Below are 24,896 nucleotides of genomic sequence, written 5' to 3'. Positions count from 1 at the left end.
CCAAATTACCCATCGAGACTTGCGACATCGCGCGCTACCGCCTTGACGTCGAAAGCCACAAAATCATTGGCCAGCACGGTGAGCGCCCGATAGAAGGCGTGCTTCAGCTTTCCCTCCGCTTCCGCCTGCAATGCCGGTAGCCAAACGGCCAGATGGCGCTGCAGAAAATCCCGCTGCGCCCGCAGATACGGCGACTTGTCCAGCGCACCTTCCTCGGCCTGTGCCTGCTTGGCGGTCAGGAATTGCATGAATTCGAGTTCGGCCGTCAGCGCATCCTCCAGATCGTTTTCCGAGTCCGCCATGGACAGGCCGAAAGTTCGATAGAAGCCCTTGAGTTCAAGCAGCAGTCCTGGCTTGTTGCCCTGCAGATGGTGGCTTCCCTCATACAGCGACAGGCTCGGCTCCGGCATGTTCGTCTCGAAGGCGCTGAGGTAGGCGGATTCCAGCTCCTCGCGGGAGCTTGTTGCCTGCAGAACAGGCGCCAGACTTTCCCGGAAATAGACAGTCAAGTCCGCCGCGCACACATCAAGAGCAGCGGCAATTGCTTCTGCATACGACCCATCCGCCATTTGCGAGAAGCTCTCCTCGTCGGGATAACGAAAGCCCATGGCAAGCAACGCATAAATGCGGTTTCGTGCCATCGTGTTCTCGATTCGGCTGATGTTGATCGCTGAGATCATTTCATTCATGATTATTCCGTCCAGGTAATTTTCGATTGCATCGTTGGTCGGTCCGCGTCAGGAAGTTCCCGGCTCTCATTCCTCGGGTTCCTCCAGCGCATTCTGCTGAATCTCGGCCCGGATCGCCGGAACGGTCCCGCCCTTGAACACGCCGCGCAGCTTGTAATGTGTGTGAGCTGGATTCTTGTCGCCGACGACTCGCACCGCCTTGTCGAAGTCGAACTGGTACTTGGGATCGACGGCTGGCGTAAATGGGGTATAGGGCGGCTTTGCCCCGGCCCATTTCGAACCTTGGTAATTGAGATGGCACCGGGCACAGGCCTTTTCGTAGTCGAAGTTCTGCTTCGCCTCGACCAGTAGCTGGCGATCGGTGGCGATACCGGAGCTTTTCAGCTTATCGACTGCCTCGCCGTGCGCCTTGCGATAGATGCTTCCCGCGCCATGACACGACTCGCAACTCACCCCGACCACCAACTTGGCATCATCCGGATTCATGCCCGTCTTGTAACCACCGATTTCGCCGTGACCAGTCACGTGGCAAGCGACACAATTCTGATCCACGCTGTAATCCTTGGCCGGATCGAGTCCAGCCTTGGTTTTTGCAGCAGTCTTGACATTGGGCTTGAGCGAGTCGAATGCCTTGGCGTGGGCGCTCGTACGCCAGGCGTCGCCCTGCGAAAAATGGCATTTGGTGCAAACGCGATTGCCCGTGTATTCCGGAGTCTGGGCACCGACGGGCGTCGCAAACGAGATGGCCGCCAACAGCCAGCCACCAATGACGAGAAGCTTGATATTCATTTTGGAAAGTATCTGGGTTCAGGAAAATAGCGGGGGTGGCGCCAGCCGCCCCCGCATGGCTTCAGGTCATCGGCGATATCATCATGTCGACACTGCGGCGTCCGATCAGGACGTCCATCAAGTCGGATGCCTGCCCCTTGACCTTCTTCTCGCGCTCCATGGCCAGGAGCTTCAGCACGTCCTTCACTCCTTTGCCGAACAGGCCCTCGAGTTGCGCAAGAGGGATCTTCGGGTCCTCGAAGACATTGCCCTGGGAATCCTCCTTGCGCGGTCCAAGCACCGGCGGCACGTAGAAGACATTGGGCTCGGTGCCGAATTCCGGGTGCAAGGGCAGCGCCACCTTCCACTGCTTGACCAACTTGTAAACCGAACTATTGACGTCGTCGACAAAGCCTACGTGCATGGCGCGACCGACACACTGAGCGACGCAAGCGGTGGCGACCCCCTTCTCGATGCGCGGGAAGCAGCCTATGCATTTGTTCGCCTTGTTCGATACGGGATTGAAGTAGGGCTTGGCGTAAGGGCAGGCCGACACGCAGTTCTGCGATCCCTTGCACTTGTCGAGATGGATCAGCACGATCCCGTCCTGCTCGCGCTTGTAAATGGCGTCATTGGGGCAGGCTTCCAGGCAGGCGGGCTTGGCGCAATGGTTGCACATGCGTGGCAGGTAGAAGTACGAATTGTTCGGGTAATCGCCGGCGCCCTGGTCCTCGTCCCAGTTCGGCGCCGATTTGGGCGTCGGGCTGGGCCGCACGCGGCCTGGCTTGCCCTCGAACAGACGGCCCGAATAATCGAACTGGAACGGAACGCCGTAATCGATCATCGCCGGAGTCTTGCCCTTCTGCAGTTGCCCGTCCTTATAGCCGCCGCCCTTGCTGACCCAGTTACGCGGATAGCCCATGCCCGGTGCGGTCTCCACATTGCGCCAGTACATGAAATCCTGGCCGGGACCGCTGGTCCATAGCTTCTTGCAGGCCACCGTGCAGGTCTGACAACCGATGCACTTGTTGAGATCGGTCACGAACGTGAGTTGCCGCTTGGGCGCTTTCATAACTGTTGCCATGATTAATTTCCTTCCTTATTGTCCGATGGTGGCGATCAGAGGGGCATCGGGGTGGCGCCGATGTAGCGCTTGATGTCCACCCGCGTATCGCGCTGAACGCCGCCCGGCCCGTAGTAGTTCGGCCGGAACACAAGGTGCCCGTAGTTACCGACCAGACTCGTGGGATTGATACGTACTGGGCAAAGGCTCTGGGTGCTGCCTTCGATCAGGTCCATGTAGAGCTCGGGCGTGTGCCACATCGAGACGCGGCCGCTCTGCTCGCCCTTGCGCACCTTGACCCGGCAGATCACCTTGCCGTGGTCGTTCCAGACCTCGACCCAGTCGTTGTCGTTGATGCCGCGTGCCTTGGCATCCGCCGGCGATATTTCGACCGACGGACCGCCGCGCTGGAGCCTGAGCATCTGCACGTTGTCCTTGAAGGTCGAATGGATCGCGTAGCGGCTGTGCGGCGTATTGAAACGGAACGGGAACTTGTCGGCGTCGATCGGGGCCTTGTAGGTTGGCAGTTCCAGACCCATGTCGAAGAAGGTGTCATGGTCAAGATAGAACTGCTGGCGCCCGGTTAGGGTGGGCCACGGCTTCTTGTCGACCACGTAGTTCTGGAACGGTGTGTAGGGAATCCCTTCCTTCATCGGCGAGGTCCAGTTGCCTTTGAAGCGTTGTGGCTTCTCACGCAGCATCTGCAGCGTGATGCCCTTCGACTGGGGCGCGGAGTCGAGGATGAACTGTGCGGCGGCCTCGTCATCGGCCAGCTTGCCGTCCATGGTCATCTGGTTCCACAGGTTGGTCAGATCGCGCACCCACTTGAACTGCTCGTCGTTGTACTTCTCGAACTTCTTGCGCCGCGCCGCGTCTTCGACCTTCTTCGCCAATGCCTGGAAGATCTGCCAGTCAGTCTTGGACTCCCACATCGGCTTGATCGCCGGCTCGGTCATGTTGATGAAGGTGTGCTCTTCCGTGACATTGAGGTCCGTCTTCTCGTACCAGTGAGCCGAGGGCAGGACGATATCGGAGTAGAGCGCCGTCGAGTCCATGCGAATGTTGATGTCGACAATCAACTCGAGCTTCGGCCACAGGTTGCGCAGCACGTACTTCTGTCCCTTCGCCTGATTCAGCCAGTTGCCGCGATAAACGATGAACACCTTGGGGTCGCGTCCATTAGCTGGCAGCAGAGGCATCTGCTTGGTCGCGATGCTCTGCCGCAGATACTTGTTGGTGTCAATCTGGACGTTCAGCATCTCGTCATTGACCTCGGCATGCACGTAGGTCCAGATGGTGGTCTGGCAGAAGCGGTGCTTGCCCGCCCCTTCCGGAAAAGAGAGCGCGGCGAGGCCCGGCAGCAAGGGAACCTTCGCCTGGCCGATGTAGTGATTGAGTCCACCGCCGTTTTTTCCTTCGTTCCCTGTCAGAGCCGTCAGCAGGTGAAGGTCGCGCAATATCACATCGCTGTAGTACCAGTGGTTGGCGGCGCCACCCATGATGATCATGGCCGGCTTGGCGGTAGCGAAATCCCTGGCCAGTTGCACGATGACCTTGGCCGAAACGCCGGTGATCGCGGCGGCCTTCTCCGGCGTGTGCTGGCTCATGATGCGTGGCTTGAGGATGTCGAAGACCGGCTGCACCTCGACCGTGGAACCATCCTTGAGCTGAACCTTGTAGGTGCCCTCCAGGGCCGGATCCAGGTTACCGAGATCGATGTAGCCCTTGGGGAAGGTGTGGGTGTTGCGACCCATGAATGCCACGGGCGGCCCCTTCTGAGCGGGTTCGTCGCCCCAACTTCCCTTCATGATCACCGCCTTGCCGGTCTTCATGTCCCAAGCGTAGAACTTGCCGGTGGAGCCATTGGCCACCACGTCGGACTCGCGCAAGAAGCGCTTGTTGTCCTTGCGCACCAGATAGGGCAGGTCGGTCTGTTCCTTCATGCCATGAACATCGAAGAGGTTTTCCTTGATGATCACGTGGGCCATGGCCAAGGCTAGTGCACCGTCCGTGCCGGGTTTCGGATGCAGCCACTGGTCGGCCTTGATGGAGGAGGCGTTGTAGTCCGGCGCAATGCTGACGATTTTCGTTCCGTTGAGGGCAGCTTCAGACAGGTAGTGGGCGTCCGGAATACGCGTGATCGACGGGTTGGCACCCCAGACAACGATCAACTTGGCGTTGAACCAGTCGGCGGTCTCAGCAGTATCGAACTGAACACCGCAGGTCTGGGTCTGGCCCGTCGGGTGGTCGCCATACCAGTCGAAGAAGGTGTGCGTGTGGGCGCCGATGTAGTGGGCGAAGCGGTGGCCGGCGGAGAAGGAGACCGGCGCCACGGCAGGAACCGGCGAAAAGACGCTGATGCAATCGGGCGCTTCGTTCTTGATGGTATCGACGATCTTGTCGGCGATCATTTCCAGGGCCTCGTCCCAACTGGCGCGACGCCATTTGCCCTCGCCGCGCTCGCCGACGCGAATCAGCGGGTACTTGATGCGATGCGGTCCGTACTGGTAGTCCACACCACAGACGCCCTTGTTGCATCCGCGCGGGTTGTACTCGGGAAGGCCGGGCATCGGCGCCATGTCCTTGGATGCTTCCTCGCGCAGGACTACGCCGTCCTTCGTATAGACATGATGCGGGCAGGCGCCCGTACAGTTGATAAGGTGGGCGCCGCGCGTCTTCTTGTCCCAACTCCATTGATTGCGGTGGAAGTTTTCCCACCCCGCATATTCGTGCTGCACCATCGCCCCCTGGCTCTGTGCCAGGACCCGCAACGAATACGCGCCGCCCAGCATGAAACTGAGCGATGACGCACCCGTGGCCTTTAGAAACTCCCTGCGCGACGCTTTCATGATTTCAGCTCTCCTTGCACAATTGATTTGACCAAAATGCTTCCACCCTTTTCTCAGCATGGTTTATGCCAGCGCGAAAAGAACCACTTGCGCAAGGCAGTGGCGGGTTTCAGGGAGGTTGGTAAAGCTGATACGGTCAATAAATGACCGTTCGATCGAAATCAGACCGGTCAGGAAATGGCCGGGTTGTCGTCGAGATCGTGGTGCTTGAGCTTGTTGCGCAAGGTCAAACGGGTGATGCCGAGGAGTTCGGCGGCACGCGTCTTGTTGCCGCTGACCGAGTCGAGAACACGCTGAATGTACCTGCGTTCCATCTCGCCCAAGTCCACGACGGACTGGTCGGGCTCTTCTGGCGAAACGACAGGGACTGCGCGGCCAACGATCTCGTGCGGCAACTGCACACTGGTGACGCTGCTTTCAATGCAGAGTATGGCGGCACGCTCCAGTACGTTGCGCAACTCGCGTATGTTGCCAGGCCATGCGTAGTTTTCCAGCATCGGCTCCAACGCCGGAGCCAGCGTCAATGAGGGCGAGCCGACGGCCCGCGCCGCTTCGGCGAGAAAGTGCCGCGCCAGAGGCAGAATATCTTCCCGCCGCGCGCGCAAGGGCGGCACATCGATGGCGCCGACATTGAGGCGATAGTAGAGATCCTCGCGAAACTGGCCGTTCTTGACCATTTCCGGCAGATTGCGGTGCGTCGCGGCGACAAAACGCACGTCGACGCTGATCTCGCGATTGCCGCCCAGTCTGCGGAAGGTCTGAGTTTCCAGCACCCGCAGCAGCTTGGGTTGCAGCGTCAGGGCAAGATCGCCGATTTCATCGAGGAAAAGAGTGCCGCCATCGGCCAGTTCGAGCAAGCCACGTTTAAGCTGCCGCGCATCGGTAAAGGCGCCCTTCTCGTAACCGAACATTTCGGACTCGAGCAGGTTTTCCGGCAGCGCCGAGCAGTTGATCGTCACCCACGGACCGGCTGCCCGCGGTGAGCCACAGTGGATGGTCCGGGCCACGCGCTCCTTGCCGCAGCCGGATTCACCGCAGATCAGCACGGGAACGTGCTCGGCGCCGGCGATCTTGCGCGTTACCTCCGTCAGTCGCTGCCATGCCTGGCTCTCGCCGCCGACACCCTCCACCTCGCAGACGCTCGACTGAGCCCGCCGCCAAGCAACCTCATGGCGCAAGCGGCTGGTTTCCACGGCGCGGCCAACCAGTTCGCGCACGTCTTCGAGGTCGAATGGCTTGATGATGTAGTCGTAGGCACCAGCCTTGAGCGTCGCCACGGCGGTACGCACCTCGGGAAACGCGGTCATGATGACCACCAGCGTGTCTTCATCCAGTTCGCGGAACTTGCCGATCAGATCAAGGCCGTTGCCGTCAGGCAGGTGCAAGTCGAGCAAGATCAGCCGGTAACGCCTGCTGCGCGCCTGCCTGAGAGCGCCCGCGGCATCTTCCGCGACGTCAACGGTATAGCCCAGGCGAGCGAGAAACTTGCCCAGGGTGACACGAATGGTAGTGTCATCCTCGACGATCAGCATGGCGGTCATGCAGACAACTCCTTAAGACTCTAGGCAGCAGGCCAGTGCAAAGTGAAGCAGGATCCATGCCCTGGCTGACTCTGCACTTCGATGCGTCCGCCATGCTCGCTGACGATCTTTTTCACGACCGCCAGGCCGAGGCCTGAGCCTGTCTCGCGAGTGGTAAAGAAGGGGTCGAAAATTTTCGGCAGGACTTCGGCGGCTATCCCGCCTCCGGTATCGGTGACTTCGATGCGCACGCCGAGATCGCTGTCATGGGTTGCGGCGATGCGCAGCGTGCCGCCCAGAGGCATGGCGTGGATGGCGTTGACGACCAGGTTCAGCAATACCTGCTTGATCTGGTTCGGATCGGCGCGCACCGACAGATGCTCGTCGATGCTCAGACCGAGGGCCACATCGTGGGATACGGCCTCCTTGCGAATCCAGAACAGGATGTCTTGGACGATGTCGTGCAAGCGGCAAGGGACGGGATGTGCGCGTTGCGGAGCGGCAAAACCATGAAACCCGCGCAGGAAGTCGCCGAGCCGGTCGATCTCCGCCTCCAGCCTGCGCAGCGCTTCGCGCGCATCCGCTGGCAGATCGTCCTCGTACTGCAATGACTGAGCCACCGCCTTCATGCCGGCGAGAGGATTGCCGATTTCATGGGCCACACCCATCGCCAGTTCGCCCAGGGTCGCCATATTCTCCATCTGGAACATCTGGCGATCGAGTTCGCGGCGCTCGTCAGCGAGGCGGTGTTCCTCGCTAACGTCACGGGCGACGATCACGTAGCGGGTATCCCGTGGTTCGCCGGTGAGCGTGACCGATAGTGCCAGAACATGCCCGGCGGCATCCAGATCGCGACGTGTTGCGGCACCATCGGCGGTGTCGTCTGCAATTGCCTGCCACTCGGGCCAAAATTCGACCAGGCGGCGTTCGTCGCCCTCGGTCATGCCCAGCAAACGCCGCGCACTTTGGTTCGCCAGAGTGATATTGCCCGCGCCGTCCACCGCCAGTATGCCGTCGCCGGTGTGCTCGAAAATCGCCCCGAGAAAAGTGCGTTCCCGCTCCAGTTCAACAGCGTGCGCACGAAGCTGGTCTTCCAGAAGCCGGCTCTCGGTGATGTCGCGTGCAATACCCAGCACGCCGATCAGCGCGCCATCGACGGTACGCATCGGAGTCGTGGTGGTCTCCAGCAGTACACGGCCTCCATCACTGGCGTGGGTAACCCAGCCCTCGGTGGTGCAAGGTCCATCCGCATATAGTGCCGCCTGATCCTGCTGATGAATGGACTCGGCCATCGCGCCTGGAAACAAGTCCCTCGTTTTCCTGCCGACGACCACATCCCTGCGCAATCCGTAGAACCGCTCCATGGCAGGATTGAACTCCAGATAGACACCCTCGGGATTCTTCAACCAGATCAGGTCGGGAATGGTTTGGATCAATGTCTTCAGTTCTGCGTTCTGATCCTTGCTAACTCGGTAAAAACGATGCAGGGCAGCGATTGCCGAACAGACCACGATTTCGTCGAGGATATAGACGATGTTGCTGAACACCGTTTCGTAACGGAACTCGAACGAGAACATGGAGTACGGCGGCAGGAAAAAAAACGTTGCCATTACCGAACCCAACGCCGTCGCCAGCATGCCGGCCCAGAATCCGCCGAAAACCGCCGAGATCGCCGCGGCGGGGAAAAAGGTCAGGAACGGCGCCCCAAATTCGGGCGGGCCAATCAGACGCCGCACGAAAAATGCGACTATCACCAGAAACAGCACGATCGCAAGCCGATAACTAGTACTTCGACCTAACGGAAAGAGAATACCTTCCAGCTTTGGCAGGTTCTGTCTCAATCTCTTATCGATGTGACCAAGTATCACCGCCATGAAATGTTCGTATTCCTTCTGCGTTGGAGAATGTCCGAAATTTCGTACAAACGGGTTTGAGATTGATGCTGCGTCATCCGATCTTCAAGCTGGATAGCAAAGCGAGTCAGCGCGGTGTTCCAATCCCGAATCGGGATCGCCTATTTCCGACCGAAATTCATGCGTTGTTGCGAGATTTCGAGGCAGTTGCGGAAGTCAGGGTATCGAAATCCCTGGCTGAACGCAGTGATCTCGATTTCCTGTCGCTCTATATGTGGCGATGCGCCCTCCCGCCGCATCGGCCGGTGCTTCCTACTTGAACTTGTAGTAAGTCTGGTTCAGCCAGGCGGCGACGTGCTCCTCTTCCTCGGGGAACCAGCCGGCGCTGGTCTGCGCGCTGCAGGTCGCGACGCGCTGCTTGAGTGCCGCCGCGTTGTTGATCAGGCGCGGCTTGCGCGTGTACATGGCGGAACCGTCGCCGCCCAGCAGCTTGACGTGGCAGGCCACGCACTGCTTGTCATGCAGCGCCTTGCCGAGCTTGGGGTCGCCCGCGGCCTGTGCGGAAACCGCCAGCAGCAGGCAGGACAGTGGTATCACGATACGCATGGCATTGCTCCTTCAACGATTCCCCTTATTCACTGCAGGTAGGTGATCTCCATTTTCGAATCGAGGCCGGTCACCATATCGAGGATGTCGTCGGTGAATTCCTCGTCTTCGTCGCTCCAGGTCGCGTCGGGCGCGGTGGATGCGGTGACCAGCGGCGTGATGTCGAAATCGACGAAGCGGTCGCCGATCTTGAGTACATAGATGCCGGAGGAATGCTCGACCAGTTCCCAGTCGTCGGGAATTTCCAGTTCTGCATGAAGTTCTAGCGACAGCTTTTTCATATCTTTCTCCGGCAACGAATGTCAAGACTCGCATCCTAATGCATCCGGCGCCGACGAGGTAGGATGGCGGACCCGGCCGACCCTACATTCCCGCCATGACCCGCCCTCAAATCGCTAACGCCGCGCGCGACCTTCCCCTGCTGCTGGACAACGACATCGTGCGCCGCCACCTCGCGCTCGACGCCTTGCTGCCGGCCATCGAACAGGCCCTGATCGAACTTTCCGCCGGCCGCGTGCTGCAGCCGCTGCGCACCGTGCTGGAACTGCCCGGCCCCGGCAGCCTGCTTTTCGTCAAGCCGGCCTTCGTCGGGCCCCGAAGGGGCGTCCCCGACGGACAGAGTCACGGCGGCGCCCTGGCCACCAAGCTGATCACCCAGGTGCCGGGCAATGCCGCGCGCGGCCTGCCGACCATGATCGCAACGCTGCTGCTGCTCGATGCGCAGACCGGCGTGCCGCTGGCGGTGATGGACGCCACCTGGCTGACCGAGTTGCGCACCGCCGCCGTCTCGGCGGTCGCCACGCGCGCCCTGCGCGACCGTGAGCCCAAGCGCCTGGCGATTCTCGGTTCCGGCGCACTGGCGCGCAGCCACGCGCTGGCGCTCGCCACAGTCGTCCCGCTCGCCGACATCCGCGTCTGGAGCCCGACCCGCGCCAACGCCGAACGCTGCGCCGCCGACATCGACGGCCACGCCTGTGCCGATGCCGAGGGCGCCGTGCGCGAGGCCGACATCGTGGTGACGGTGACCAACGCCAGCACGCCTGTCCTCCTGGGCCGCTGGCTCAAGCCCGGCGCGCTGGTGCATGCGGTCGGCGCGCCGCGCCCGGGCTGGCGCGAACTCGACGACGAGGCGATGGGCAATTACCTGATCGCCGACCAGCGCCAGGCGGCCGAAACCGAATCGGGCGACGTGATCCTTTCCGGCGCCAAAGTGCAATGCGAAATCGGCGAAGTGCTGGCCGGCAAGGTGCAGGTGCCGGAAGGCGTCACCGTCATCTTCAAGGCGCTGGGCCAGGCCGTCGAGGATGCCGTCGCGGCGCAACTGGTGTATGCCTCGGTGATCGCCGGCGGCATTTAACGTGAAACAACTCGTTCGAAGCGACGGGTGATTGTCGAGCGAAGCGAGCTGGATAGTAGCCCCGCCCTGGGGCGGGGACGGGGTGGGGGGTCTTCAATTTGCCTTTCGCGGGTTTCATCATCAAGGGTGCCGCCAACGCGGAATGAGCGTTAGGGCCGGCGGCGCGTTAGTGCCGGGTGCGCCGCGCCTGCTGCCAGGCAATCACGGCCCGGTTGGCATGAGCCATCATCGGTTCGGAAATTTCACGCGGCAGGCTCTGGCGCAAAGCCGTGAACAGCGCCGCGTTGGTTTCCCGTGCCAGCTCGGTGCTCGCCGCCGCATCGCTCAGGCAGCGCAACTGAATGTGGGCCAGGGCGTCGGCCACCAGCCGCCAGCCGAGTAACGGCATGCGCTCCACCAGCGCCACCATCATGGCGCCCAGCGCGGCGAGGATGGGCGTGGCCTGCTCCCGCTCTGCGCAGGCGATCATGGCGTGCCACAGCGCGAGATGAATGTTGCGCCGCAGTTCCATCTTGAAATCGACGGCATTGCCTTCGGCCTGCTCGATGGCCGCGAAAGCCCGCTGCAGGCGCGCCTCGACGGCGGCGTCGAGATCCATGCGCAGGCTGCCGAGCAAGCCGCTGACGCCGGGCATCGCAGCGAGGCCGAAGGCCTGCGCATAGGCCAGCCCCCACTGGTCGATGCCGGCCACCAGCAGGGCCAGGCGCAGGGCGCGCGCCTCCTCGTCCGCTGCGGCGCGCGCCCAGTTGCGCGCACGCTCGCCGATCTCGCCCACGGCGGCGTCCAGCGCGGCAGCGTCGGCCTCGACCGTGAGACGAAAGATGCGCGTGAAGGCATCCTGCGCCATGCGTGCGGCGAGGCGCTGCAGTTCGGGCGCCGCCAGATTTGCCAGACCGTCCGCGGGCGGCGCGAAGTGGCCGCTGTTACCATCGCTCATCGTGCTTGTCCAAAACTCAAAAGCCGCATTATGCAGATCTGGGTCGATGCCGACGCCTGTCCCGGCGTCATCAAGGAAATTCTCTACCGCGCCGCCGCGCGGCATGCGCTGCCGCTGACCCTGGTCGCCAACCAGTGGCTGCGCGTGCCGCCCTCGCCCTGGATCCGCAGCGTGCAGGTGGCGCAGGGCTTCGACGTGGCCGACAGCCATATCGTCGAACAGGCGGCGGCGGGCGACCTGGTGATCACCGCCGACATCCCACTGGCGGCCCTGGTCATCGAAAAGCGCGCCTTTGCGCTGAATCCGCGCGGCGAACTCTACAGCGTGGAGAACATCCGCCAGTTGCTGGACATGCGCAACTTCATGGACAGCCTGCGCAGCAGCGGCGTGGATACCGGCGGGCCGCCGGCCTTCGGCCTGGGCGACCGGCAGAACTTCGCCAACCAGCTCGATCGTTTCATCGCCCGACAGCGCAAGCCGGTTTGAGGCCCGGGCCGACGGGCGCCTTCGGTTTGACGACCGGCAGGCGTCGCGCCGCCCCGCCATCCGCTATGGCGCCGGGGCGCCAGCGCCAACTCTTGGACGCTCAGGTCTGCAGCCGCCGGCATGGCCCCGAACTACACCTGCCCCGGCATTCACGGCGTTCCGGCGCCACGAGGCTGCCGCCCCGCATGATGCGGGTCGCCGAAGGCAGTTCACCGAACATGCGGCGGTAATCCGACGAAAACTGCGACAAGTGCCAGAAGCCCCAATCGGCGGCAATATCGCTGACCAGGGCATTGCCGCCGCGCTTGATCAGGTCGCGCTTGGCGCCATTGAGACGCAGCATTTTCAGGTAAGTGGCCGGGCTTTCCCCGAGTACGGCCTGGAAGCAGTTTTGCAGGGTGCGCAGCGAAACATAGGTGTGCTTGCAGACGTCGATCATGGTCGGCGGCTCTTCCCGCCGGTCCAGGGCATAGGCACGGGCTCGCTGCACCACCTTTTTGGCCTTGCCGGTGATGCGCCTTTCCTCTTTGCCGGGTTCGCCGCAGAGCAGGTCGACGATCAGCCCAGCGAGTTCATCGTGCAACTGCCGTGCGACCGCAACGGGTAATTTGTCGTCCGGGCGATTCAGCAGTTCGCCTATCAGGCTGATGAGACTGGTGCGCAGGCGTTCCGCCGCCAAACGATCGCGCAGAGGACTGGCGGAAAGACGGCGCACGCGTTCGCCCGTGGAGCCGCCCATATCGTCGCACCAGATTTCGAGCTCTTGGGCAGGCAATCCGACACCCAATATGCAACTGGTTTTGGGCGTGGTCAGAACCAATTCACCCTGCCCGTCGAGAAACAGCACGTCGTCCATGCCCACCGCACCGCCATGCCAGCGCGCCTCGCCGGACATCGCCGAGAATACGCCGAGCGCCACCGTGCCCTTACAGCATTGTCCGGTCTGAAACACGGCCTGCGACAGCTCTTCCTGGAAGATGTGGATATTGTCGAACTCGATCTCCACCAGCCGGCTGCGAAAAGCGCCGCGGGAAATCTGATCGTAGTTCTGGTTCCAGCCGGCGAGTTCCCTGGCGTGATCCTGCGAGTCGAGCAATTCACGGTCGCGCCTATAAGCTCGGGTCGCCGCCATTTCAGCTGTTGTCATGTGTCTCTCCGCCGGGACCGATCTCGCGCCGATCACCGTAGCGGTGGATGGTTGTTCATTTTGCTTTGGACGTCAAGTTGCACTGCACCCAAGACCAGGCCCTTGCCGAAAGCCGCGCGCCGCCCGTATCCGGCGCGGAATTGCTGAAGATAGATAACGCCGCGCGCCTGCCGCGACTAAAGTCTTCCGCAAAGACCGGAGCATCGACCGCTCCGGATGAGGAACAGCCAATATGGACGATTACCCGAAGCTAAGGCTTTATATCGACGGCCAGTGGGTCGATAGCACCGGCTCCGGCAGCATGGGGGTTGAAAATCCTGCCGACGGCAGCGAGCTTGGCCGGCTGCCCGTGGCCGGCGACACCGAGCTCGATGCGGCACTGGAAGCCGCCGGACGCGGCTTCCGAATATGGCGTTCGCGTTCGGCATTCGAGCGCTACCAGGTGATCACCCAGGCGACACGGCTGCTGCGCGAACGGGCGCCGCGGATTGCGCGCGCGATCACCCTGGAGCAGGGGAAGCCCCTGGCCGAGGCGCTGCGCGAAGTGCAACTGTCGGCCGACATCATCGATTTTCTTGCGGAAGAGGGTAAGCGCCTGTACGGACGCACGGTGCCGCCGCGCCAGGCGAACGTCTTGAGCCAGACGGTGATGCGCCAGCCGGTGGGACCGGTGGCGGCATTCACGCCCTGGAATTTTCCGGTCAATCTTCCCAGCCGCAAGCTTGGCGGCGCACTGGCGGCGGGATGCAGCGTGATCATCAAGCCGGCCGAGGAAACGCCGGCCGGCTGCATGCTGATCGTCGAGGCGTTTCATGACGCCGGCTTGCCGCCGGGCGTCATCAACATGGTGTGCGGCGATCCGGCGAAAATCTCCTCCGCGCTGCTCGCCGCGGAACCGATCCGCAAGGCGTCATTCACCGGATCGATCGCCGTCGGCAAGATGCTGGGCGAGTTGGCGGCGCGCGGCATGAAGCGTTACACGGCGGAACTTGGCGGCCACGCGCCGGTGATCGTCTGTGCCGACGCCGATATCGCAAGCGCGGCGAAGCTGGCGGTGACGGCAAAATTCCGCAATGCCGGACAAGTCTGCGCCTCGCCGATCCGCTTCCATATCCACGAATCCCGCTATGCCGAGTTTCGCGACCGCTTCGTTGCCCATGCCAAGGTGCTCAAGGTCGGCTCCGGGCTCGACCAGGGCAGCGACATGGGGCCATTGATCCATGGCCGCAGGCTGCGCGAAATGCAAAACTTCGTCGATGATGCGCTGGCGCTGGGGGGCAAGCTCTGCTGCGGCGGACAGGCCTTGCCCGGCAAGGGGCATTTCTATCCGCCGACCGTGCTCGAGTGCGTGCCCGCGGCTGCCCGCGTGCAGCAAGTCGAGCCCTTCGGCCCGATCGCGCTGCTGCAGCCGTTCTCCACGCTCGACGAGGCACTGGCCAGGGCCAACGGCCTTGCCGTCGGCTTGAGCGCCTACGCCTTCACCCGCGACCTGGCGACCGCGCATCGCCTGGGCGAAGAACTGGAAGCGGGCATGGTCGGCATCAATCATTTCGGCGTATCGCAACCGGAAACTCCGTTTGGCGGCTGGAAGGAAAGCGGCATGGGCCAGGAAAGCGGCATGGAGGGCCTGCTCGCCTACACCGAGGTGAAACTGGTGAGCATTGCGGCCTGATGCCGGACCCGACCAGAGAACCGGGATGATCGAATCGGTGGACACCAGGCCAACATGCCAGAACAATTGAAGACCGTGCTCCTGGTCGCCACCTGCGACACCAAGGCCGACGAGGTGCGCTACCTGCGCGAGGAACTGGTGCGTATCGGCGGCGCCGGACTGATCATGGATGTCGGCGTCCTCGGCGAACCCGGCTTCGCGCCGGACATACCCAATACCGCCGTTGCCGCCGCCGCCGGAGTGACGCTGGAAGAGCTCGCCGCGCTCGGCGACGAAAACCAGGCCATGACGCGCATGGCGGTCGGTGCCGTGGCGCTGGCGAAAGACCTCCATGAACAGGGCGCGGTGCATGCGGTGATCGTTCTGGGCGGCACCATGGGAACCGATCTGGCTCTCGACCTGACCGCCGCCTTGCCCCTCGGCGTGCCGAAACTGGTGGTGTCGACGGTGTCTTTCTCGCACTTGATTCCGCCCGAGCGGATCGCGCCGGACCTGATGATGATCCTCTGGGCCGGCGGACTCTATGGCCTCAACAGCATCTGCCGGACCATGTTGAGCCAGGCCGCCGGCGCCGTCCTCGGCGCCTGCAGCGTGACGGTGCCGGCGCGCAATCGGCGGCCGATCGTGGGCATGACCTCGCTGGGCAAAAGTTGCCTCAGCTACATGACGACCCTCAAGCCGGCCCTGGAAGCCCGCGGCTACGAGGTCGCCGTGTTTCATACCACCGGCATGGGCGGCAGCGCCTTCGAAGCCCTGGTGGCGCAGGGGCGTTTCGTCGCGGTGCTCGATCTCAGCCTGCAGGAGGTCAGCAATCACGTGAACGGCTCCATCGTCACCTCCGGCGCCGGACGCCTGGAGGCCGCCGGACGCGCCGGCGTGCCCCAGATCGTCGCTCCCGGAGCGGTCGACATGATCGACCTGCCGACCTGGCAGCCGCTGCCCCAACGCTACGCGGAGCGGGCCTATCACGCGCACAACCGGCTGATCGCCTCGGTGGCGACGACGCCGCCCGAGCGTTGCGCGACGGCGCGCTACATTGCCGACAAGCTGGCGCACGCGACCGGGCCGACGGCGCTGGTACTGCCGCTCAAGGGCGTCCAGGAATGGGATCGTCCCGACCGGGCGCTGCATGCGCCGGAAGCCCACGGCGCGTTTATCGACGAGCTGCGGAGGCATGTGCAGGCTCCGGTGCAACTCGTGGAGCTGGACGTGCATATCAACGACGAGGGTTTCTCTGCCGGGGTGCTGGCGATCTTCGACGAATGGGTGGCGCGCGGCGTGATCGGCGCCGGCCAGGCAGGCGTGTCATGAGGATCAGGCCCGCCGGCCTGCTGCTGGATTTTGGCAGCGTGCTGACCTATTCCCTGTTCGAAAAGCATCGCGATACCGAAGCCATACTCGGCCTGCCGGCGCACAGCCTCGACTGGCTGGGGCCGCTCGATCCCTCGACCGACGAGCTTTGGCGCGCCATGCAGGACAACCGGATCACGGAACGCGACTACTGGGCGCGGCGCGCCGACGAAATCGGGCGCGCCTGCGGCGAGCCCGGATGGGACATGTACGCGCTGCTCAGCCGGGTGCGGCATACCCAGCCCAATGCGGCGATTCGCAGCGACATGCGCGCCTTGGTGCGCGCCGCCGCGCGCGCCGGAATCAAGGTCGGCATCCTGTCCAACGAACTCGAATTGTTCTACGGCCAGACCTTTCTCGATCGACTCGACATCATGGCGGACATCGCCGTCGTCGTGGACGGCAGCCACAGCAAGAACCTCAAACCGGATGCCGCGGCCTACCGCGCGGCGGTGGATGCCATGCAGCTGCCGCCGGCGCGGCTGCTGTTCGTCGACGACCAGTTTCGCAACATCGCCGGCGCCCAGGCGGCAGGCCTGCAAACCCAGTATTTCGATCTGCGCGACGTGACGGGTTGCAGCGCCGCCATTGCCGCGCGTCTAAGTCTCGATATCTCGCCCGGAGCCACGCAATGAAGCGTTTCAGCAAGGAAGAACTCAAGGCCAACAACGCACGCTATCTTTGGCATCCCATGGCGCAGCCGAAGGCCATGCGCGAAACCCCGCCGGACATCATCGCGCGCGGCGAAGGCAGCTGGATCTGGGACATCGACGGGCACAAGATGGTCGATGGGGTCGGCGGCCTGTGGAGCGCCAACCTGGGGTTCGGACGCACCGAGATTCGCGATGCCATCGTGGCGCAGCTCGACGAGCTGGCCTTTTACAACGTGTTTCGCGGCACCACGCACCCGCGCGCCATCGAGTTATCGACGCGGATGGCCGAGTTCATGCGCGAAGACGGCGTGGTCGCCAGCTTCTTTTCCAACGGCGGCTCGGATGCCGTCGAGGGCGCGCTGAAGCTGGCGCGCCAGTACTGGAAAATCCGCGGCCAGCGCGACCGGACCAAGTACATTGCGCTGCGCCAGGGTTATCACGGCGTGCATTTCGGCGGCATGAGCGTGAATGGCAACACCAATTTCCGCCGTGCCTACGAACCGCTGCTGCCGGGCTGCTTTCATATCGACACGCCCTGGCTCTACCGCAACCCTTACACCGACGACCCGCAGGAACTGGGCGAGATCTGTGCCCGCCAGTTGGAGCGGGAGATCGTGTTCCAGGGGCCCGACACGGTGGCGGCCTTCATCGCCGAGCCGGTGCAGGGAGCGGGCGGCGTCATCGTGCCGCCGGCGAATTACTGGCCGCGCATCCGCGAAATCTGCGACAAGTACGAGGTGCTGCTGATCGCCGACGAAGTGGTGACGGGCTTCGGTCGCACCGGCCACATGTTCGGTACCCGCATGTGGGGCGTCAAGGCCGATATGTGGTGCCTGGCAAAAGGCCTCTCTTCGGGTTATATCCCGCTGGGCATGACCGCCATTTCGGGCAAGGTGGCGGAGGTTTTCGACGGCGGCGATGCGGCATTGGGGGCGGTCACCCATGGCTACACCTACAGCGCCCATCCGGTGGCCGCCGCCGCCGCCCTGGCGACGCTGGACATACTCGAAAGCGAGGACGTGGTGGGCAATGCGGCGCGCGAGGGCGAGCATCTGCTGCGCCGCATGCGTGAAATCGGGGCCGGCTCGCGCCTGGTCGGCGACGTGCGCGGCGCCGGCTTGATGGCCTGCTTCGAGCTGGTTTCCGACAAGGCGACCAAGGCCAGCTTTCCCCGCGGCGCAAGCGAGCCGATGGCCATCGCGCGCGCCGCCTATGAGATGGGGGCGATGGTCCGGGTGTCCGGCCCCAACATCATCCTGTCGCCCGCGCTGACCATCTCGCGGCAACAGATCGATTTGCTCTGCGATATTCTCCGGCAAGCATTCGACAAGGTCGAGGGCAACTGATCCCGACCGTTAACGCTCATGGCACCGAGCGCCACCCGCAGAAGATGAAACACGCGAAAGGCTGTTTAGTCGCCCGCCCCCCTTCCCCCCTCGCGGGGGGTTACCAATCGGCTCGCTGCGCTCGACTATCACCCATCGCTCCGAACCAGTTATTTCACGTTAAAGGAGTGGGCATGGACAAGCCGCCGGGCATGAAGAAAGGCATCGGATTCTTTTCGCTGTTCTGCATCGCGATCGGCGTCATCGTCGGCCAGAGCACCATCGTTTCGCTGCTGCAGGCCGCGGGCATCGCCGGCTGGGGATTTCTCGGCGCGATGGCCATCGCCTATGTGCTGATGCTCTGCAACTCCGCCACCTTCGCCGAACTGGCCTTGATGATGCCCCGCCACGGCGGCCTCTCCGCGTATTGCGAGGCTTCGCTGGGCCACTTTCCGGCGATCTTCGCCGTGTTCGCCGGCTACGTCGTGCCGGCACTGTTCGGCCAGGCGGCGGAACTGATGCTGGTCGACAGCGTGATGGCGCAACTGCTGCCGGGTGCAATGCCGGCCATGGGCTGGGCGGTATTGCTGCTCGCCGTCCTGGTGATCCTGAATTACCTCGGCACCGATGTATTCGCGCGCACGCAAACCCTGCTGACCGTCGTGATGCTGGTTTTCCTCGCCTTGACCGGCATCGTCGCCGCCACCGGCGGTTTCCACGCCGGGGCTGCTGTGGCCAGCGGTGCCGGCCTGGCCGCAATGGCCGAGAACGTCACGGTAATCGGCGTGGTGTCGCTGGTGCTGTACTCCCTGATCGGCACCGAATTCGTCACGCCCCTGGCGGAAGACGCCGAGAATCCGGCGCGCGACATCCCGCGCGCGATGTTCATCGGCCTGACGGTGGTGACCATCGCCAATGCCTTGTTCTGCATCGGCGCCGGCCTGCTGCTGTCGCGCGAAACATTGACGAGCGCCGCCACCCCGCACCTCGAGTATGCCGTCGCCGTGTTCGGCCCGATGGCCAAGCTGGTGTTCGGCGCCATCGCCATCACCGCCACCGCCAGCCTGGTCAACACCGTGCTCGGGGCCTTGCCGCAAATGCTGCACGGCATGGCGATGAGCGGCCAGGTGTTTCCGGTCTTCAAGCGCCTGAGCGCGCGTTACCGCACGCCCTGGGTGGCCCTGCTGTTCGTCGCCTGTCTGCCGCTGGTCGGGGTGGCCTGGTCGGGCGGCGACGTCGGCAAGATTCTGCCGCTGATCATCGCCGCGGCGAGTGCGTGGCTGATTTCCTACATGATTGCCCACCTGGCGCTGATCGTCCTGCGCCTGCGCATGCCGGACGCACCGCGGCCTTATCGCGTGCCTCTGTTCCCGCTGCCGCAGGTGATCGCCATTCTCGGCCTCGGCTACGTTGTGGTTAACAGCGCGCCGGCACCGGAACTGGTCGCACCGATATTCACCTCCCTCGGAACGGTGCTGGCGCTGATCGCCGTGATCGGCGCACTGTGGATCAAGATCTTCATGAACAAGGGCTTGTTCGAGGCCAATCCGGCGTTGGTCGGCGGGATGCCGAAGTAATATTGATTGAATCAGGAGACAGTTGGAATGCGTATCGGAGTACCCAAGGAAATCAAGAATCACGAATATCGCGTCGGACTCACTCCGGCGGGTAGCCGGGAACTGGTGCGCTGCGGCCATCAGGTCACGGTGCAGGCCGATGCCGGCAAGGCTATCGGCTTCACCGACGGGCAATATGCTGCGGCCGGGGCGCAAATCGCCGCCACGGCCGCCGAAATTTTTGCCGACTGCGACATGATCATCAAGGTCAAGGAGCCCCAGCCGGCCGAATACCGGCAGTTGCGCCGCGGACAGATTCTCTACACCTACCTCCATCTGGCGCCGGATCCGCTGCAGACGCAGGGCCTGATCGACAGCGGCGCGACATGCATCGCCTACGAAACCGTGACCGACGGGCGCGGCGGCCTGCCGCTCTTGGCGCCGATGTCCGAGGTGGCCGGGCGCATGTCGGTCCAGGCCGCGGCCAAGGCGCTGGAAATATCGTCCGGCGGTTCCGGGGTGCTGCTGGGCGGAGTGCCCGGCGTCGCCCCGGCCCATGTCACGGTCATCGGCGGCGGCGTGGTCGGCATCCATGCCGCCCGCATGGCGCTGGGACTGGGGGCGCAGGTGACCATCCTCGACCGTTCGCTGGCGCGCCTGCGGGAAATCGACAACGACTTCGGCGGGCGGATTCGCACCCTGTTCTCGACCCATGACGCCATCGAGCATGAGCTGCGCATGGCCGACGCGGTGATCGGCGCGGTGCTGATTCCCGGTGCAGCGGCACCGAAACTGGTCACGCGGGAAATGATCAGGCTGATGAAGCCGGGATCGGTGCTGGTCGATGTCGCGATCGACCAGGGCGGATGCGCCGAAACCTCGCATGCAACCACCCATCAGGACCCGACCTATGTGGTCGACGGCGTGATCCACTATTGCGTCGCCAACATGCCCGGCGGCGTCGCCCGGACATCGACCCAGGCGCTGACCAACGCGACGCTGGAACATGCCCTGGCGATTGCCAACCAAGGCATCAGGCAGGCTTTGCTGCGCGATGGCAACCTGCGCAACGGACTCAACGTCTGCGGCGGCAGCGTTACCTGCGAGGCCGTGGCCCGGGAGCTCGGCCACCCCTATGTGGCGGCCGAGGAGGCGCTGGCGGCGATCGACTGGTAGTCAGTCAACAGGGAAAAGGCGCATTCCCTGTAGGAGCGAGCTTGCTCGCGATAAGCCGTTGTCGCGAGCAAGCTCGCTCCTACATCCATCGGTTTCAACATGTCTGCGTGCCAGGCAAGAGTTGGCGCTGGCGACACGGCGAGCCCGCGCCACGGCTTGCGCCTAGTGGTCAGTCAAACTCGATCTGATGGAAAAATCTCACCACCAAGACACCAAGGACACAAAGATGCACCAAGAGAAACTCGGCCACCCCTATGTGGCGGCCGAAATGGCGCTGGCGGCGATCGACTGGTAGTCAGTCAACAGGGAAATGGCGCATTCCCTGTAGGAGCGAGCTTGCTCGCGATAAGCCGTTGTCGCGAGCAAGCTCGCTCCTACATCCATCGGTTTCAACATGCCTGCGTACCAGGCAAGAGTTGGCGCTGGCGACACGGCGCGCCCGTGCCACAGCTTGCGCCTAGCGCTCTGTGGCAAGCACCAGTCCGCGCTTGGAGAAAGTCAGCAGCGCGCCGTCGCCGGCGACCACCGCCGCGGTCAGCGCAAGCCTGTCGTCCCGCTGCCTGGCGACGAAACTGACACCCGCGTCGGAGCTGCTCAGCGTCACGCCGTCGAGCCCTACGCCCCATAGCGTGTTGCCCGACTCCACCAGATCGGTGATGGAACTCTTGGTATGGGTCATCGCCTGACTCCATGACTTTCCGTCATCGACGCTGCGGTATGCGGTTCCTCGCAAGCCGGCCACGACCAGGCTGCCGTCATGCAGCACCAGACCGGTCCACAACGAGCCCTTGTAGCCCGTGTCGAGATAGGTCCAGGTCGCCCCGCGGTCCGCGGAGCGCAGTACGGTGCCGCGCTCGGCGGCGACGTATAGGACATCCCCGCGGTTGCCGAATACCTTGAACAGATTCCGGTCGCCCCTGCCGCCGTCGGGCGGCTTCGGCAGGCTCACGCTGTTCCAGCTCTTGCCGCCGTCCTCGGTCGTCAGCAGCAGCGACCAGAGACCGACGGCAACGCCGTGGTTGCGGTCGATGAAATGCACCGAGAACAAGGGCCGGTCTATCGTCGTGTCGAGGCGCTGCCGGGTCCAGGTCTCGCCGCCATCCGCGGTGTGCAGGATTGCGCCCCAATGGCCGACCGCCCAGCCGAACTTGTCGTCGACAAAAGTCACCGCGGTCAGCGTGGAATTCACCGGCACTTCGCGCGCCTGCCGGAACGCGCCGCCATCGGAAATCATCACCGTGCCGTAGTCGCCGACCGAGACGACGCGCTTGCCGGCGCGCGCGGCGGCGAGCACGGGCGCCTTGCCCGCATACGAACTGGCGACAGCCGCCTGTGCGGTCAATGCGGCGCCTGGCGCTGCGGCAGGCACGGCAGGCGGCAAGCCGAGCAGGAAACCGAATGCAAGCAGAAGTCTGGGATTCATGTCGATCGTTCAATGCGTCAGGATGCCCGGCGCGCGGACGGGTCCGCGGCGCGGGAAAAGCCGCTCCAGCCAGACCGCCAGGGCCGGCAGGGCGGTCATGGCCATGATCATGTTGACCATGAACATGAAGGCCAGCAGCTTGCCCATGTCGGCCTGGAACTTGAGTGCCGAGAAACTCCAGGTCGCGACGCCGATCGCCAGAGTCACCGCGGTAAAAATGGTCGCCGTCCCGACTTCGAGTATCGAGTGCTCCAGCGCCTTGACGATGGGCTGGCCGCGGGCCATGTGCATCTGCAGGCGGTTATAGATATAGAACGCATAGTCGACCCCGATGCCCACCGCCAGCACCATCACTGGCAGCGTCGCCACGGTCAGTCCGATCTGCAGTTCCTTCATGAACCAGTAGCCGATGAAGGTGCCCACCGTCAGCGGCAGGCAACAGGCGATCACGGCACGGAAGTCGCGATACACCATCGCCACCAGCACGATGATTGCCGCATACACGTAGAGCATCATCGGCAGCTCGCTCTTCTCCACCTCGTCGTTGACCGCGGCGAGCACGCCGGCGTTGCCGGAGGCCAGGCGTATCGTCACTCCCTCCAGCCGGTAGCTGTCGCGGAAGGCCTTTACCGCGTCGACCACCCGATTGATGGTCTTGGCCTTGTGATCGCTGAGGAACAGATGAACCGCAGTCATGCTGCAGTCCTTCTTCATGTAGCCGCGGTTACGGCCGATCTCGACGCTGAGCGCGGAATAGTTGCCCGGATCGATGGGCACCACGCTCATTTTCGGATTGCCCTCGTTGTAGCCTTCGTTGAACACCCGCAACTGCCCCGCATAGGAATTCGCCGAGAGCACCCCGGGAACATTCTGCAGGGTCCAGGTGAACTGGTCCTGGAAAACCCCGAGGGCGACGTTCTCGCAGGACTCGGGGGCGGCCTCGAAGATCACGGTCAGCCAGTCGAGGCCCGCGTCGTAGTTTTCGGCAATCGCCACGGCGTCGAGGTTGAAACGGGCGTCGGCGCGCAACTCGGGCGCGCCGGGCTGCAGCGTGCCGATCACCCGATCGTGGCTTTGCCAAACCGCCACGCCGAAGATCGCGGTGGTGATGCCGATCACGACCAGCGCATTGCGCGGTTCCGCAACCCGCGCGAGGACGCGCAGCCAGCCGGCCCGCTGCTCGCGCTTGAGCATCGCCTCGTCGGCATACTGCTTGGTGAAGTTGAACATGGATGCCGTGATCGGCAGCATCACCAGGTTGGTGATGATTTTGAAGCCGACGCCCAGCGAGGCGGTGATCGCCAGCTCGCGCACCATCGGGATGGGAATCAGTATCAGGGTGATGAAGGAAACCAGGGCGGTCACCAGAGCCAGGGTGCCCGGAATCAGCAAGCCGGTGAAGCTGTTGCGCGCCGCCTCTTCGCTGCTCTTGCCGTGGGAAAGCTCGCGCACGATGAAGTTGATCTGCTGCACACCGTGCGAAACGCCGATGGCAAACACCAGGAAGGGCACCAGCACCGCCAGCGGATCGAGCCCATAGCCCAGCAGGCGCAAGGCGCCGAACTGCCAGACCAGGGAAGTCAGCGAACAGACGATGGGCAGGATGGTGAAGCGTATCGAGTGGCAGTACCAATACACCGCGAGGGCCGTCAGCAACAGCGCGATGCCGCAGAATTCGACGACGGCGGAGGCGCCATCGGCGATATCGCCGATCTGTTTGGCAAAGCCGATGATCTGGATTTCGTAATCGCCGTCCTCGAACTTGGCGCGGATCTGCTCTTCGAGCAGGCGGTTATAGGCGATGTAATCGACCTTCTTGCCGTCCTTGTCGTATTCCTGGATCTCGGCGACGATCATCGCGCTGCGCTGGTCGTGCGATACCAGCGTACCGACGAAACCGCCCTGGCTGGCCGCGCGCTGTATGCCGGCGATTATCTCGGAAGTGAGTTGCGGCGGCGTGACGGTCCCCGAAATCAACGGGTCGGCGCGAAAACCTTCCTCGGTTATTTCGTTGACGAAACTGTTCGGCGTCCACAAGGACTGCACGCCCAGACGATCGATGCTGGGCAGATAGGCGACGGCCTGGGTCACCTCGTAGAGGCGAGTCAGCCCCTGCTGGGTCCAGATCGTGCCCTGACGTGCCTTGACCACCACATTGAGACGATTGGCGCCCAGTACGTCGTCGCGATACTTGTTGAAGGTTTCGGTGTACTCGTGCCCGGAGGGCATTTGCTTTTCGAATCCGGCATCCATGCGCAACTGCAGCGCGAAATAGCCCATGAACACCGTAAATACCGCGAGCACTGCGAGGATAGGCAGGCGAAAGCGGAAACAGAAAGACTCCAGTTGCTTCAGACGCCGCGTTAGAAACTGATCGAGGTCGTCAATTTGAAATAGTTTTGGCACTGGCGGCGGCGGACAAGGGGTTTACGAAAACCGGCGGACCGAGGCCCGCCGGAACCGGAG

The 24,896-nt window shown here is 63.2% G+C and carries 20 protein-coding genes; 8 read left to right on the top strand and 12 right to left on the bottom strand.

The window, feature by feature from the left end; translation table 11 throughout:
* Positions 1–5: 5 nt before the first annotated feature.
* The 8 genes from RMO95_RS10385 to RMO95_RS10350 all read right to left on the bottom strand — a co-directional run bounded on the left by RMO95_RS10385 (position 6) and on the right by RMO95_RS10350 (position 9,629).
* Positions 6–689, bottom strand: coding sequence for a molecular chaperone TorD family protein (locus tag RMO95_RS10385; RefSeq protein ID WP_310450548.1), 684 nt, complete (start codon positions 687–689; stop codon positions 6–8).
* Between the two features lie 66 nt (positions 690–755).
* Entirely contained in the window at positions 756–1,478 is a 723-nt protein-coding gene (locus RMO95_RS10380) for a cytochrome c family protein (protein WP_310450547.1), read from the bottom strand.
* Between the two features lie 61 nt (positions 1,479–1,539).
* Positions 1,540–2,541 carry a 4Fe-4S dicluster domain-containing protein gene (locus RMO95_RS10375; protein ID WP_310450546.1) on the bottom strand — a complete coding sequence of 334 codons (1,002 nt, stop codon included), beginning with the start codon at positions 2,539–2,541 and terminating at the stop codon, positions 1,540–1,542.
* A 35-nt stretch (positions 2,542–2,576) separates the two neighbouring features.
* Positions 2,577–5,369 (bottom strand): molybdopterin-dependent oxidoreductase, encoded by a 2,793-nt coding sequence (locus RMO95_RS10370; RefSeq protein ID WP_310450545.1) that lies wholly within the window; start codon positions 5,367–5,369, stop codon positions 2,577–2,579.
* Between the two features lie 170 nt (positions 5,370–5,539).
* Positions 5,540–6,910, bottom strand: a complete 1,371-nt coding sequence (locus RMO95_RS10365; RefSeq protein WP_310450544.1) for a sigma-54 dependent transcriptional regulator — start codon at positions 6,908–6,910, stop codon at positions 5,540–5,542.
* Positions 6,911–6,930: 20 nt separating this feature from the next.
* A complete protein-coding gene (locus tag RMO95_RS10360) occupies positions 6,931–8,763 on the bottom strand; it encodes an ATP-binding protein (RefSeq protein ID WP_310450543.1) in 1,833 nt (610 codons plus the stop codon).
* Between the two features lie 291 nt (positions 8,764–9,054).
* On the bottom strand, positions 9,055–9,348 hold the full coding sequence (locus tag RMO95_RS10355) for a cytochrome c (protein WP_310450542.1): 294 nt from the start codon (positions 9,346–9,348) through the stop codon (positions 9,055–9,057).
* Between the two features lie 29 nt (positions 9,349–9,377).
* On the bottom strand, positions 9,378–9,629 hold the full coding sequence (locus tag RMO95_RS10350) for a hypothetical protein (protein WP_310450541.1): 252 nt from the start codon (positions 9,627–9,629) through the stop codon (positions 9,378–9,380).
* 95 nt (positions 9,630–9,724) lie between these two features.
* Here RMO95_RS10350 and RMO95_RS10345 point away from each other — a divergent pair, with 95 nt between their 5' ends.
* Positions 9,725–10,705, top strand: coding sequence for an ornithine cyclodeaminase family protein (locus RMO95_RS10345; protein ID WP_310450540.1), 981 nt, complete (start codon positions 9,725–9,727; stop codon positions 10,703–10,705).
* Between the two features lie 166 nt (positions 10,706–10,871).
* Here RMO95_RS10345 and RMO95_RS10340 read toward each other — a convergent pair whose 3' ends face one another.
* On the bottom strand, positions 10,872–11,642 hold the full coding sequence (locus RMO95_RS10340) for a hypothetical protein (RefSeq protein ID WP_310450539.1): 771 nt from the start codon (positions 11,640–11,642) through the stop codon (positions 10,872–10,874).
* 30 nt (positions 11,643–11,672) lie between these two features.
* Here RMO95_RS10340 and RMO95_RS10335 point away from each other — a divergent pair, with 30 nt between their 5' ends.
* Positions 11,673–12,128: a YaiI/YqxD family protein gene (locus RMO95_RS10335; protein WP_310450538.1), complete on the top strand. Its 456-nt coding sequence runs from the start codon at positions 11,673–11,675 to the stop codon at positions 12,126–12,128.
* 100 nt (positions 12,129–12,228) lie between these two features.
* Here the strand turns inward: RMO95_RS10335 and RMO95_RS10330 are convergent, their stop codons facing one another.
* Complete coding sequence (locus tag RMO95_RS10330) at positions 12,229–13,275, bottom strand: helix-turn-helix domain-containing protein (RefSeq protein WP_310450537.1); 1,047 nt, start codon at positions 13,273–13,275, stop codon at positions 12,229–12,231.
* Positions 13,276–13,507: 232 nt separating this feature from the next.
* Here RMO95_RS10330 and RMO95_RS10325 point away from each other — a divergent pair, with 232 nt between their 5' ends.
* From RMO95_RS10325 to ald, 6 genes are all read left to right on the top strand, one after another.
* Complete coding sequence (locus RMO95_RS10325) at positions 13,508–14,947, top strand: NAD-dependent succinate-semialdehyde dehydrogenase (RefSeq protein ID WP_310450536.1); 1,440 nt, start codon at positions 13,508–13,510, stop codon at positions 14,945–14,947.
* Positions 14,948–15,001: 54 nt separating this feature from the next.
* Positions 15,002–16,258 (top strand): Tm-1-like ATP-binding domain-containing protein, encoded by a 1,257-nt coding sequence (locus RMO95_RS10320; RefSeq protein ID WP_310450535.1) that lies wholly within the window; start codon positions 15,002–15,004, stop codon positions 16,256–16,258.
* Positions 16,255–16,932, top strand: coding sequence for an HAD-IA family hydrolase (locus RMO95_RS10315; RefSeq protein ID WP_310450534.1), 678 nt, complete (start codon positions 16,255–16,257; stop codon positions 16,930–16,932). The genes RMO95_RS10320 and RMO95_RS10315 overlap by 4 nt, the downstream gene beginning before the upstream one ends.
* A complete protein-coding gene (locus RMO95_RS10310) occupies positions 16,929–18,296 on the top strand; it encodes an aminotransferase class III-fold pyridoxal phosphate-dependent enzyme (protein WP_310450533.1) in 1,368 nt (455 codons plus the stop codon). The genes RMO95_RS10315 and RMO95_RS10310 overlap by 4 nt, the downstream gene beginning before the upstream one ends.
* Before the next feature lie 173 nt (positions 18,297–18,469).
* Positions 18,470–19,852: an APC family permease gene (locus tag RMO95_RS10305; RefSeq protein WP_310450532.1), complete on the top strand. Its 1,383-nt coding sequence runs from the start codon at positions 18,470–18,472 to the stop codon at positions 19,850–19,852.
* A gap of 27 nt (positions 19,853–19,879) precedes the next feature.
* Positions 19,880–21,007: an alanine dehydrogenase gene (gene ald / locus RMO95_RS10300; protein WP_310450531.1), complete on the top strand. Its 1,128-nt coding sequence runs from the start codon at positions 19,880–19,882 to the stop codon at positions 21,005–21,007.
* Positions 21,008–21,464: 457 nt separating this feature from the next.
* Here ald and RMO95_RS10295 read toward each other — a convergent pair whose 3' ends face one another.
* Both RMO95_RS10295 and RMO95_RS10290 read right to left on the bottom strand, forming a co-directional pair.
* Positions 21,465–22,430 carry a WD40/YVTN/BNR-like repeat-containing protein gene (locus RMO95_RS10295; RefSeq protein ID WP_310450530.1) on the bottom strand — a complete coding sequence of 322 codons (966 nt, stop codon included), beginning with the start codon at positions 22,428–22,430 and terminating at the stop codon, positions 21,465–21,467.
* Positions 22,431–22,439: 9 nt separating this feature from the next.
* On the bottom strand, positions 22,440–24,836 hold the full coding sequence (locus tag RMO95_RS10290; RefSeq protein WP_310450529.1) for an efflux RND transporter permease subunit: 2,397 nt from the start codon (positions 24,834–24,836) through the stop codon (positions 22,440–22,442).
* Between the last annotated feature and the right edge of the window lie 60 nt (positions 24,837–24,896).

Origin of the sequence: Sulfuritalea sp., assembly GCF_031426875.1 — a bacterium.
Taxonomy (GTDB): domain Bacteria; phylum Pseudomonadota; class Gammaproteobacteria; order Burkholderiales; family Rhodocyclaceae; genus Sulfuritalea.
Note: the sequence above shows the minus strand (reverse complement) of the source record. Positions and strands in the feature narration are given on the sequence as shown.